Annotated in this window: 18 protein-coding genes; 13 read left to right on the forward strand and 5 right to left on the reverse strand. The window is 37.0% G+C overall.

The genetic code is table 11. From position 1 onward, the window contains the following. Positions 1-5 precede the first annotated feature (5 nt). The 11 genes from ABS917_RS05490 (at position 6) to ABS917_RS05540 (ending at position 6,354) form a co-directional block, all read left to right on the forward strand. The gene (locus ABS917_RS05490; RefSeq protein WP_350478047.1) at positions 6-311 is read left to right on the forward strand and encodes a hypothetical protein; all 306 of its coding nucleotides are present in this window, start codon (positions 6-8) and stop codon (positions 309-311) included. Beyond that, positions 304-1,416 (forward strand): baseplate J/gp47 family protein, encoded by a 1,113-nt coding sequence (locus ABS917_RS05495; protein WP_350478048.1) that lies wholly within the window; start codon positions 304-306, stop codon positions 1,414-1,416. Before ABS917_RS05490 ends, ABS917_RS05495 begins: the two co-directional genes overlap by 8 nt. Beyond that, positions 1,413-2,075 carry a phage tail protein I gene (locus ABS917_RS05500; protein WP_350478049.1) on the forward strand — a complete coding sequence of 221 codons (663 nt, stop codon included), beginning with the start codon at positions 1,413-1,415 and terminating at the stop codon, positions 2,073-2,075. The genes ABS917_RS05495 and ABS917_RS05500 overlap by 4 nt, the downstream gene beginning before the upstream one ends. Next, complete coding sequence (locus ABS917_RS05505; protein ID WP_350478050.1) at positions 2,076-3,632, forward strand: phage tail protein; 1,557 nt, start codon at positions 2,076-2,078, stop codon at positions 3,630-3,632. A gap of 18 nt (positions 3,633-3,650) precedes the next feature. After that, positions 3,651-3,938 (forward strand): hypothetical protein, encoded by a 288-nt coding sequence (locus tag ABS917_RS05510; protein WP_350478051.1) that lies wholly within the window; start codon positions 3,651-3,653, stop codon positions 3,936-3,938. Next, complete coding sequence (locus tag ABS917_RS05515) at positions 3,938-4,102, forward strand: hypothetical protein (RefSeq protein ID WP_350478052.1); 165 nt, start codon at positions 3,938-3,940, stop codon at positions 4,100-4,102. The genes ABS917_RS05510 and ABS917_RS05515 overlap by 1 nt, the downstream gene beginning before the upstream one ends. 83 nt (positions 4,103-4,185) lie before the next feature. After that, on the forward strand, positions 4,186-4,341 hold the full coding sequence (locus ABS917_RS05520) for a hypothetical protein (protein WP_350478053.1): 156 nt from the start codon (positions 4,186-4,188) through the stop codon (positions 4,339-4,341). A gap of 65 nt (positions 4,342-4,406) precedes the next feature. Further along, positions 4,407-4,805: a hypothetical protein gene (locus ABS917_RS05525; RefSeq protein WP_350478054.1), complete on the forward strand. Its 399-nt coding sequence runs from the start codon at positions 4,407-4,409 to the stop codon at positions 4,803-4,805. 12 nt (positions 4,806-4,817) lie between these two features. Further along, a complete protein-coding gene (locus ABS917_RS05530; protein ID WP_350478055.1) occupies positions 4,818-5,081 on the forward strand; it encodes a holin in 264 nt (87 codons plus the stop codon). Beyond that, entirely contained in the window at positions 5,078-5,860 is a 783-nt protein-coding gene (locus tag ABS917_RS05535; protein ID WP_350478056.1) for an N-acetylmuramoyl-L-alanine amidase, read from the forward strand. The genes ABS917_RS05530 and ABS917_RS05535 overlap by 4 nt, the downstream gene beginning before the upstream one ends. A 110-nt stretch (positions 5,861-5,970) precedes the next feature. Next, positions 5,971-6,354 carry a YhjD family protein gene (locus ABS917_RS05540; protein WP_350478057.1) on the forward strand — a complete coding sequence of 128 codons (384 nt, stop codon included), beginning with the start codon at positions 5,971-5,973 and terminating at the stop codon, positions 6,352-6,354. 37 nt (positions 6,355-6,391) lie between these two features. Here the strand turns inward: ABS917_RS05540 and ABS917_RS05545 are convergent, their stop codons facing one another. From ABS917_RS05545 to ABS917_RS05560, 4 genes are read right to left on the reverse strand one after another with little or no spacing between them, the layout of a single operon-like run. Beyond that, a complete protein-coding gene (locus ABS917_RS05545) occupies positions 6,392-6,895 on the reverse strand; it encodes an SHOCT domain-containing protein (protein WP_350478058.1) in 504 nt (167 codons plus the stop codon). Positions 6,896-6,939: 44 nt separating this feature from the next. After that, entirely contained in the window at positions 6,940-7,503 is a 564-nt protein-coding gene (locus ABS917_RS05550) for a hypothetical protein (protein WP_350478059.1), read from the reverse strand. Between the two features lie 14 nt (positions 7,504-7,517). Next, entirely contained in the window at positions 7,518-8,111 is a 594-nt protein-coding gene (locus ABS917_RS05555) for a replication-relaxation family protein (RefSeq protein ID WP_350478060.1), read from the reverse strand. Further along, positions 8,050-9,348 carry an FtsK/SpoIIIE domain-containing protein gene (locus ABS917_RS05560; protein WP_350478061.1) on the reverse strand — a complete coding sequence of 433 codons (1,299 nt, stop codon included), beginning with the start codon at positions 9,346-9,348 and terminating at the stop codon, positions 8,050-8,052. Before ABS917_RS05560 ends, ABS917_RS05555 begins: the two co-directional genes overlap by 62 nt. A 260-nt stretch (positions 9,349-9,608) precedes the next feature. Here ABS917_RS05560 and ABS917_RS05565 point away from each other — a divergent pair, with 260 nt between their 5' ends. Next, positions 9,609-9,815, forward strand: coding sequence for a helix-turn-helix domain-containing protein (locus ABS917_RS05565; RefSeq protein WP_350478062.1), 207 nt, complete (start codon positions 9,609-9,611; stop codon positions 9,813-9,815). A 500-nt stretch (positions 9,816-10,315) separates the two neighbouring features. Here the strand turns inward: ABS917_RS05565 and ABS917_RS05570 are convergent, their stop codons facing one another. Continuing rightward, the gene (locus tag ABS917_RS05570; protein ID WP_350478063.1) at positions 10,316-10,885 is read right to left on the reverse strand and encodes a nucleoside-diphosphate sugar epimerase; all 570 of its coding nucleotides are present in this window, start codon (positions 10,883-10,885) and stop codon (positions 10,316-10,318) included. 226 nt (positions 10,886-11,111) lie between these two features. Here ABS917_RS05570 and ABS917_RS05575 point away from each other — a divergent pair, with 226 nt between their 5' ends. Then, a complete protein-coding gene (locus ABS917_RS05575; RefSeq protein ID WP_350478064.1) occupies positions 11,112-12,191 on the forward strand; it encodes an aldo/keto reductase in 1,080 nt (359 codons plus the stop codon). Positions 12,192-12,403 lie beyond the last annotated feature (212 nt).

The raw sequence follows: 12,403 nt of genomic DNA on the forward strand, positions 1-12,403 counted from the left end.
TCAAGGTGGTCTATGAAATAGAAAGTGGCAAATTTGAAATCGATTATTCGGCCAGTGGTATTAAGGCTAAATTACAAAATATCCGTTTTATTATAAACTCTTTTGCATATAGCTGTGTTCTGGCACGTGAAATCGGATTTGAAGCTGCAGTGGATGCACCAATTCAAATTGCCCCCGCATTGAATTCGACTGCATTAATACAAGCATTAAATAACTATGATACGACCATTATTGTAGAGAGTATTGATACCGTTGTTGATGCACAGTCAGGAATAATTAAATTTAAAGTGAAGGTGAATTTTGATGACTAGATTTAATCTACCTGGACTAGAGTTGTTGCAGAAGGCACCAGAAATAATAGAACAATCAATGCTATCTATTATTGAAAATGAAACGGGAATCACTTTAGATAATACAGATCCACGCCGAGTAACAGTAAAAGCGTTAGCTTATTTCGTATCGTTAGAACGAAATAATTTAGAACACGCAATTAAACAGACATTTCTATCTTATGCCGTAGATGAAGCGCTCGATCATCAAGGCAGTAATTCAAATACACCACGAATTGAACCAAAGGCTGCCAGAACAATAATTAAATATGTACTAGATGAAAATCGCGTGTCTACATTCGTTGTGAATGAAGGTACGCGATATTTAGTTTCCAACACATATTTCGAAGCGATTGAAACAGTCGCTATACCAGTAGGAACTCATGAGTTTGAAATTGAAGCGCAATGTACAGAAGTAGGCGCTATTGGTAACGGATACTTGCCTGGAGAGATTACAACTTTAGTGCAGCCTGAAAACTGGGTCGTATCCATTTCAAATACAACAACAACTTCAGGTGGTGCTGAATTAGAAGATGATGAGCCATACGCTGAACGTATTCGGATTGCTGATGATAAATATTCAACAGCTGGGGCTGAACTAGGCTATGAATATTGGGCAAAGGCATCTTCACAAAACATCATCGATATCTCAGTAGATTCACCTGAGCCAAATAAAGTTGATATTCGTGTATTAATGGTGGGTGGAACATTACCAACTGAAACAGATTTAGACTTAGTTTTGGAAAGAGTAAATCAAAAGAAAGTACGTCCAATGACAGATGTTGTCACAGCATCTGCACCAGATTTAGTTTCTTATGATGCCAATACAACCTATTGGATTAGTATCGAGAAGTCGGCGATGGTAAATAAAATTCAAGCAAATGTTCAACAAGCTTACAATGATTATTTAATATGGCAACGAAGTAAGATGGGCCGTGACGTCGATTTAAGTGAATTGGTAGCACGGTTGAAAACTGCTGGTGCTTCTCGAGTAAATATTGACTCATTAATGTTTATTGAAATCGACCATAAAAGTGTGGCGCAAGCGGGATCGGAACAATTAGTGTTCGGGGGTTTTAGCGAATGATTCAATTAAATCATGAGCAGGTCCTGAGAAAACTATTGCCTCACAGTTTAAATGATGATATATACACGAATGCATTAATGAATGCAGTGGAATATGAATTGAAATTGGCTTATGAAGAAGCGGAAACAATGGCTGATATATGGAATCCATCAAATGCTCCTGAAGAAATATTAGATTTTCTTGCTGCAGAAAAAGTCATTGAATACTACCATCTGTTAACGCTAGATGAAAAAAGAAAGCTGTTGGCTAATGCATCTGTGTTGAAGCGAATCAAAGGGACGATTGGTGCACTTGAAGAAATAATGAAAATATTAAATGTAACCGGAGAAGTTCAAGAGTGGAATGAATACGGTGGAGTTCCGGGGTATATTCGAGTCATTTTAGATGTTTCTGAAAGAGGTCTTGATGAAGGCACAATTAATATGCTCGAGAGATTAATCATGATTTACAAACGTAAATCCACTTGGATTGAAAGTATCATCGCGAAATTAACCAATCGTGCTAAATATTATGTAGGCACTTTAATTATTGGTGGAGAAGCGCTGACAATTTATCCTTGGTCAGTCGACGAAATCATTGTAAACATAAAACAATCGGTAAAAACTGCTCAAATCAATGTAGATTCAACAGTCATTTACCCGTACGAAGGAGGTAATTAAATGAGTGAATTCTATATGGTTCTCACCAATGTTGGGTTAGCGAAGTTAGCAAATGCTCAAATCAGTAACAGCACTGTTAATTTAACGCAACTGGCAGTCGGTGATGGTAACGGATCGTATTACACACCATCTCAAACAGCTACAGCCCTAAAGAAAGAAGTATGGCGAGGCCCAATAGCTTCTGTAGCAGCAGACTTCACTAATCCTAATTGGTTGAATATTGAAGGATTTATTCCAGCAACAGCCGGAGGTTTCACCATTCGTGAACTAGGCATTTTTGATGGAGATGGCAATCTATTTGCAATAGGTAAAGTTCCAGAAACGTATAAACCAGTATTATCTCAGGGAAGCACGAAGGACTTGTCTTTGAAAGCTATTTTAGAAGTAGCCAATACAAGTAATGTAACAATGGTTGTAGATCCAAATGTCATTGTTGCTAGTCGTAAATATGTAGATGACAAAACACAGATTTTTGTAACGAATTTAACACAAATTGAGCAAGAATTAAGTGAATTAGAAACAGAATTTATTAAACATTCGGGCGATAAAACAGCTCATATTACATCGCAAGAACGTACTAAATGGGATACGGCACTACAACCAGCGACATATTCAGCTACAAATACCATCATGAACATTGGTAGTAGTTATGCCTCAAGGGTTTTTCCAACAATAAGTTGGTCTGGCGGCGGACCAGAACTATGGGAGACAGCCATGGTAGTACCAGAGGGAGGGATTTGGGGAGTACTAGAAATAGAAATCGCTGGTTACTCTGCATCGTCTGGCGGGGCTAGGGTTCTGGTGGAAATAGGCATTAACGCACAAGCGACAGGTCCTTCATCACAATTCGGGCTCGATTTTAAAATCCTGCAAATGAGTTCCCGCTTCGCGGCCAATTTCTATGTAGATTTTGAACACAGACCAGAGACAAGAACTGTTCTTGTGAAAGTTTACAAGAGGACATATAACGACCTGATAACACTGAAATTTAATCTACTTTTAAACACGCGCGGAACGACAGCATTCCAGATGTTACAGCGTTTTAACGGTGGGTCATTTTACAATTCAGCGGCACCAACAACTGCAATACAACAAGACCTTTTTCAATCTGTCAGTAATGGTAAATCTGCCATAGCGAGCGCCATTTCTGACGGAGGGGTTTATACAAGCCCTGTTGAAACGTTCGCGAATATGGCAAATAACATTCGGCAATTGGCTTCTTCTGGTTATAAAATGGCAACAGGTTCTAGCCCCAATGTGCAAGTAGTTTTAGATGTACCTGCAGGTACTTTCGGTTTTACGCCTAAAGTTATACTAACTCGAGCATTAGGAAGTGCTTATCTATGGTCTACTCAGTACATTAAAGCGGATGCGTTTTATCCTGGTAGTGTGGGTATGGGGGAGACTTCGGCACGGGATTTGAGTGGATCTACTGATTATGTTGATGAAACATACGGAAGTACGGTACTACGAGTAGGCGGTTTCCGAATCAACGCAACGACAGCCAATACTTATCCTTCCGGAGGTACTGCTGTAACTTGGTGGGCATTTGGGTAATAAAAGGAGGTTATATGATTGGACAAAACAGGAACGCGCGTCTTTTATGATGCAGCAAATGGAAATCTGGTGGCTACATTGCATAGAGTGTTTGGTGGGATTGAACGACAACCGATTGAACAACTAGAATACCTGGACATTGGTTTTGATAACTTTGACCCTATGACACATGAAATCGTCTCGGTTGAAAATGGTCAACCTGTAATAGTTTCTATTTATCAAGAGTCAGAAGAAGAGAAACGTATTCGGGAATTAGAAGATGCACTATTATTACAAGCAGAAAATGAAGTTGGAGGGATTCTATAATGACAAATGTAAATCCAGTAGTAGTAAGAATCGCAGCAGAAAGAATTATGAACGGTGGTTTAAATCCAAAGACGGGTGAAATTTACGTTCTAGATGATATTACAAATCCAGATTATCGAGAAGCTGTCGAGAATTACATTTTAGAGAATACAGAAGGAATTTAAACGCAGTCAATCGGCTAGCGTTAATTTTTATGCCTTTTTTCTTCTTGTTTGTTATGATTAGGTTGCATCAAGGAGGGAACAGCATGAAAAATTACAAAAACGACGATGAAATGATTGAGGAATTGTATAACATTATGAGATACATCCAAACGCAACATCGCACAAATGACGAAGCGGTTGAAGCATCGTATTCATTAGAAAATGCAATAATTGAAATAAGAGAATCAGTAGATATCTAACGTACTGCCTTCCACAATTATCTGTGGAGGGCTTTTATATTGCCAATGGATTGGGGGAAATGAGGATGCCGGAGGTGACATCCATGCAAGAAGCATTCCAAAAAGTGGGAGAACACGATGTGGCGATCAATCAAAACATCTTACCACGAATAGAAGTACTAGAAAAAGAACATTTAGATTTCAAGCAGGAAATGACAAGCTTTAAAGCGGAAATGACCAATCTGCAAAAAGGGCAAAAAGATGTGGAAGTAACCGTTATGAAAGATGGCAAGGAAACACGGGACCTACTCAAACCTTTCGCCGATCACGCATTAAAGCAAATGGAATTTGAAGCGCAGGCAAAAAAAGAAATTGCCATCAAAAAGTTGGACAATAAAGATAAAGCAACTGTGGCCCTATACGGTGCGATTGGTAGTGGAGGTATTGTGACAATTATCGCGGGATTCATGGCTTTATTTAAATAGGAGGGAAATGTTATGGATTTAACAACATTATTTATTATCGCAGCATCGATTACGATTTTAGTAACAGCCTTTATTGAGGTATTTAAAAGAACTACAAATGTTCCGATTCGCTACTTGCCGATTACATCCATTGTAACCGGTATTTTTGTGGCCATTATTGTTACACCGTTTGCTGATTATGATTACTACACAATGGTTGTTGCTGGTGCAATTGCTGGTTTGTCCGCATGTGGCTTATTCGATTTAACTAAAGTAGCAAAGGATGAGCGTAAATGATTACTATTTCCGGTGGACATTACGGGAAGCGTACTGGAGCACTCGGCTTAATTGATGAAGGTGAAGAAAATATTCGGGTAGCTAAAGAAGTAACAGCGATATTACGTGCATCAGGTATTACAACTAACTACATTGAGGATAATGTCAGTAAGTCAGCAAAGCAAAATATACCGTGGTTAATCGCAATGCATAATAAAACCGATCGTGAGATTGATGTGAGTATTCATTTTAATTCGTCGGTCGGTACGCATAGCAAAGGGATTGGTACCGAAACACTTGTATACAGCGATAAAAATAAAGCAGTTGCACAAAAGATTACGGATGCAATTGCAAATGTTTCGGGTTTGAAAAATCGTGGAGTTAAAATTCGTACTGACTTAGGATTATTAAAAGGTACAAATAAACCTTGCTACTTAATTGAGGTATGCTTTGTTAATGACACAGTAGACGTAGCATTATACCGTAGAGACTTTGATAAAATATGTCGTGCCATTGCAAACGAATTAGCAAAAGCAGTTGGGAAATCACTAAAGCCTTCCACAACTTCTTCAATTGTGGAGGACAAGGGGGCGCGTAAATTGGATATTAATAGTCCATCTTTAAATGATCTTGCGAAAAGTATTCTGGAAAGTAAAGCGCAACGTGAAATCCTTGTGAATTATGCAATTGCCGAGGGTATGCACAAATCATGGCTAGATAAATTAAACAATCGTACAATTACCAATGATGAAATTTTAGTATTAGCAGCTGCGGCAATTCTTAATACATCAAAAGTTTGACGAACAATTTTAATTTCACTATATTATAAGTAGTGAATTGGCTATTCACTTTGCGTGATGGATAAAACACAGTATGCCTTCCACATAATATGGTGGAGGGTATTTTTTATTTGCCCAAAAATGGTTATGATAAGTATGAGGTGGAGGCTGTGTTAAATACTATTGATCGCGAATTAGCTCACAAATACATAATTACTGAATTGATGATACGCACACTTGAAAGAGATCGGCAGCATACTGAAGCGTTTAAGATGAAGGATGTCATGGATAAATTCTTTGAACAGGCCATTAGAAAAGCAAAAGATGAATTATTAGCATTGAAAAATGAAATGGGTAAAATCGGTTTGCGTAAGCAAGAAGAAAAAAGGCTAGATGACACAGTTACGGTTTATACCTTTGTAGAACGTGGACTTTCAGCCGAATTGCGCTATATGAATTATGCTTTACGTAACCATACAATGAAGGAAATTGAACGATTGTTGAATCTAAATTAAAAAGCCTTCCACAGATCAGTTGTGGAGGGCTCATTCTTTATATACCAAGCAATTGTTTCTTCTTCGCATCAAATTCATCTTGTGTTAAAATCCCATCGTCCAACAAGCCTTTTAATTCACGAAGTTCGTTTGCAGTATCTGTTTTAACTTTATGTTCCGGTTTTTTATCTTCAGTTTTTAAATGTTCAATAATTGCTTTGATTTCATTTGCAATTGCAATTGATACACCGTCAATGACTGCAGCATTGCCTGACGTTGTGATTTTTAATGTAGAGAATACAAATGATGAATCAATGTCGATAGAGGTAATGTTACCAAGTGGAATACTCTTTTCGGCGTTCGATAATAAGCCTTTTACTTCATGCAATATTACACGTTTATCTGTTACATACAATTGTGTTTTCAAATCCTTAGAAGCGCACACACCTAATAATGATTCGCCTTCATTCGATAAGCGATCCTCGAATAATTTAATCTGCCCTGCTATTGCTTTCTTCTTCCCGAATCCAGCCATTTTAATTGTTTCTTCAATTGTGTTCATTCCAAATCCTCCTAAATAGTAATTTCCATAATGTTACCATATTATTAAACAGCTTCGCCAACTTCTCTTAGAATATCCAAGAATAACGGTGACAATTGAATTAACACATAACCAAGCCCTGCATTCATAATCATGTTCCAAGCTCTTTCGCTATTACCGAACATGAAGAAGAAACAGGCACCAATCATAATTACACTTGCTATAGGGAATGAAATGGCTACCATAATTTGAACCATCGGATCTAAAATTGTTGCGAGTGTTTCTAATGATTTATCTGCAATGAATCCAGTTTGTTGAGGAATCGCATTAACAACTAATGGTGTATATGCTTCTGTCAGTGTGGAAGGCTCTGGGAATGGTGAATGTTGCAATACGTTTATCGATTCAGTAATAGGCGTTGTTGCAACGACTTCACTCGCCTTTTTAGTGCTTTGATACATGGCATATCCGGCAGCCCCTAACACTGGAATCGATGCCATAACGACTACATCCTTTTTCGTTGCATAACCTTGTTCAACTCGCATTTTCTCCAGGTCCTCAAAACGCTCCGAATAATCCGTAAACTCACCTGCAGGAACAACCTTTGTTTTATTCTTATTGAAGAACATTTAATTTCCTCCTCTTATTGAATATCGTTAATAGTGAACACCTTGAAATTCAGACCATTACATGCGCTCTCTAACTGCTTTCTGCGGTGCTCGGTAGTTGTTAACCATACAAGTGTAGGGAAATAGCCGAATTGTTTTTCAAGGCTATTTGAAAGCTCTTTATAACGGTTAATTTTCGCTCGATTTTCTTTCATGCTTTGTAAATTATCGACTTCTAAAAAGTGATAAAAGCCATTACGGGTGAATACCGCATCTGCAATAACAGACGTTTTATCATCCGATATTTTTACTTCATTTCGCCAATCCTTTGGGCATTTGAAATGTAGCCATATTTCATTCCGCATAACTACGTGCTGCACATGGCCGCCTTTTTTACGGACCTTTTCACAATCCACATATTCACGGCCGTTTTTATTTAAATAATAAATCGATTGGTACCCATCACGTACACATATTAAGTAATCCGATAAATTTCTAAGTACTCTATTTGTATTGCAAATTTTACCTAACTTAAAATAAGCGGCTAATTGATCACGAGTAAGGAAATCAAATTTCTTCAAAAGTAACAGTATTTGTTCGTTCCGTTGACTTAACTGTTGGACTTTCAAAGTCATCCTCCTTCTTAACAATGTGAGGGGAAATTGTTTCATGGATAATATCAGAAGTAATTAATGGCGTTTGTAAAATTTCACGTTTATCGGCCGTTTGGTATATTGCTCTGCCTCTAACCTGTGGAAGAAGTTCGGCTCCAGATTCATCTAATACGACCCTCGAAGCCGTTGCTGATTGTACCCGAAACGATAGTTTAGCATCGCTGTTTTGCTTTACTTGTCGAGGTATTACATCGCCAGTAGGGTATTGAGTAGCGACAATTAAACGGAAGCCTAGGCCGGCACCTAAACGGGCAATTTGAGACATAATCGTTTGGCATTCTTGTTTTAGTCGTTTTTCTCCAGATGTCACAGCTTCTTGGGGATTCAACTCACCGACTTCATCCACAATGACAAAATATCGTTCCTTAATATTAGCTTCCTGTACATTCTTTTTACCTTTGCTTTTAACTAGCTGCTGAACTTCCCTCATTTTCAAATAAGCTGTCTGTAATGTGTGGAGGGTCTCTTCTGGCTCGTATGCGATTGATAATGTTTGTTTAATCGATTCATAATCACAAAGCTCAATACCGCCTTTTAAATCGATGTGGAAAAACCGAACATGTTCTGGATTGCTTTTCAGTAAACTTACAATTAACGAATTGAGGAAATTACTTTTACCGTATCGAGTAGCACCGCCAAGCACTAAATGCGGAATGCGTTCAAAATCATGGTAGCGAAAGGCGTTTTTATCTCGTGTTAATCCAACAGGTACTTTCCAATCAATGCCTGGTGTGTAAGCGACTTGCTGAGGAAGTGGTTTGTCATACACTCGTATAATCAGCAATCCATCAAAATCCAATTCAATTTCCTTTCGTTCGGTCAGTTTGGCCTTCCACAATTCTTTTAGTTGATCAGTAATCTTCGAATCGAACTGTAAACCTTTCAAATCCGCAAATGAAATCCGTTTCCTTCTATTATTAATACCATCCTCCAGTGTTCGGAATTTAGCTACATAATCATCAAATGAACGACCTAAAGGAATCCGATATTTATATTCCCATCCCCAATCATGTTTCTTTTTACGGATCAATTGAGTTGTTAATGTGTTAGAACCATCTTTTACATTCAAACCACTCAATGAGATGATGCGTTGAATTTTTCCGCTTTCATTTGTCGTCATGCCTTGCTTTTTAAAAAATGCAGTTGCGGCAATTCCTCCAAAAATCGAAGTCGTTAAAATTTCAAAAATCATTTAACCTCTCCTTCCTTCAACTTTGTGTGCCCACGGGTTCTCTTACGTAGTAAGAGTTGCAGCAATCTGTTATTCGTAAAACAAAAACTAAATACTTGGAAATAAAGGATTTCGTATATAACAGGTAGAAGTTATGGGGTGGTATTTAAATTGTTAGTGGATCTGTTAATCAATCTGTTATATTACGTTTGATGTAATATTACGCGTGCCGTAATTAAAATATTCCTGAAAAAGAAAAATTTTATTTTGGAGTGATCACTGTGGAAATTGAAATTAAGTTAAAGCAGCTTCTAAAAGAGCGAAATATAAAACAGTATCAGCTATCTGAAATGACGGGATTAACAACTCGAACGATTTCCGAATTAGTGAACAATCAGATTGAACGGATTCCAAAACAGGCGATATGTAAAATTGCTGTAGCGTTAAATGTTGAGGATATACGTGAGATTATTGATTTTAAGAAATAAAAAAGACCACCTCCAAAAAAAGGTGGTTTTTATCGTTTTATCAAGATAAATATGATTTCATTTATCATTGCCATCCACAATATTAGAGGTAGGGGAAATTATTGATAAATATTTAGAGTTTTATCGTGTGCGAATTGGGAATACAATTATAGATGTTCCAGGGGAGAAGTTAGTATTAGTTTAAAGGTGCTTTATCTATAAATATTTTTAAAAATAATATATTAAGTGCACAAAAGGTGTACAAAGATAGGATAAAGCGTTGATACATAAGGCTCCTTATATGTCCTCCTGGGACGTAAAGTAATTTAGAGAAAACTCAATAGAAGATGCAATCAACCTTCAGTTATTAAAATTGAAGGTTTTTTGTTTTAACGAATACTCTCATGAAATAGGTCGACCAGTACTTTCTGGCTGACCTTTTCATTTAAGGTTTGTGATTTGTAGTGGATATATTAATTCGAACCGGAGAAAAATGCTGCTTTAAATAAAGGGTCATGACATTATTTCAATTCTATATTTTCTATATACAGATCAACATCTTTCATCAATTGTTTGAATAAAATTCTATTTTTCTTTTTGATATTTATCTTTTTTCTTGCAGACTTTAAAGAGAATTCTTCATGCACGATACAACTTCTGAGATTCGCCAATAATTTAGTATTATTCTTAAAAGTTAAGTAATCTCCCAATTTCCTCTCTAAATCAAGAATTATATTAATATCGGACTTATTTTTATATTTATCCTTAAAATAAACTTTATAGATGTCTTTTAGCAGTTGTTCAGTTAAAGAATACAACTCAACTGTGAGTGTTGCATATTTTCTGTCCCTACGGCGTCCATAAAATTCTTCCAATTCATAATCACTCAATAGATCCACCCATTTAAAAGCTCCTGATTTATTCGAAGTATTTTTTACAATTTGCTGAAATTCTTTTTCGATTAAACAAAGATCAGCAAATGCATGATCTTTTAACTTTTTGATTTCTTTCTTTTTACTCAACTCAAACACTTCCTTCCGACGATTGGATTTAACAGCGAAAGGGGTTGCTCGTTCGTTCATTACCCCCATGCAACATGTCACCTATTTTTTCTTACCCGAATTTTTGTATTAATCAACTATTTTTTTGACTCCCTCATCTACCGCAAAGGATTTCAGCGGTAATACGAAGATTACTAAATAGCTCTTTTTAACGGACTCAATCTATAACTAAAATTATGCAATATATCAAGAAAGGGCTGTAGAATGTTTTATTTAATAGGGAACATGGGAAATACAATGCATAGGAGGGATGATCATGGATTATAATTTATTTGGGAATTCAGATTTGAATGTTTCTAAATATGCTTTGGGAACGGTAATGTTCAGTACAAACGGCCTGGAAGAAGCAGCTGCCATGGATCAGGCAACAGCAAATTATATGGTGGATTATGCACTGGACCAAGGCATCAACCATTTTGATACAGCAAATATGTATGCGAAAGGTGATGCAGAAGTTATTTTTGGCCAAGCGATTAGAGATAAACGCCAGGATATGATCATCAGCAGTAAAAAAGGATTTCAGCTGATAGATAAACCAACCGATACAGGAGCTTTAATCAATGTTGATTCATCGATAGATGCGCTATTAAAAAGACTAGGTACGGACTATATTGATTTATATTATGTGCATTGTTGGGATGGTCAAGTAGACGTTAGTGAAACGGTCCAAGAGATGAATGACTTAATTAAAAAAGGGAAAATTCGTCATTGGGGAGTATCCGATTACAACGGCTGGGCGCTTGCGAAGACACATACATGGGCAGTAGAAAATAATATGATACCGCCAATTGCACAGCAAATCTACTACACACCGGAATCTCGTGAAGCAGAGTACGAAATTTTGCCGGCGGGTAAAGAATTGGGCATTGCTAATAGTATTAGGTCTCCACTTGGTGAGGGTCTGCTTACTGGCAGATTTACAAGAAACAAAATGTTTGAACCTGGTACAAGACAAGGGAATGGCTGGCCGGAAACATATATTAAAAATCCGGATTTGTTTTATAATCTAATCGATTTATTGCAAGATGTTGCGTATAAACATAAAGCGACAGTACCGCAAGTTGTTCTTGCATGGTTACGAGATCGACCAAATGTAGATTCAATTATCTTGTCTCCAAGAACTAAAGAACAGTTACATGAGAATATTGAATCATATAATTTGAAATTAACAAACGACGATATCTCACAAATTAATGACTTAACCGCACTGGATCCTATTTATCCATCATGGCACCGCGCTATGAATACATTGGATAGAGCATCAGATGCAGAAAAGGTCTATTTAGATGAATACATTAAGTTGATGGATAGAAAAAATCAGACTGGCGAGCATTAGGTGAAATTTATGATAAAGGTAAAAGGTAATAATTAAGGCAAGTTATCAAAGCTGCCGTCTGTAACATGCAGGCAGCAGCTTTTTTGATTTTATTACCAATGATACATAGCCAATGTTGATGCACATTCTAAACTCTATAAGATGAGCCATGTATCGTTACTAAATCGCCAACAATTCCACACTCTCTTTTGCATCAAGCTCCTCGATCATCT

The organism is Solibacillus sp. (genome assembly GCF_040273735.1).
Taxonomy (GTDB): Bacteria; Bacillota; Bacilli; order Bacillales_A; family Planococcaceae; genus Solibacillus.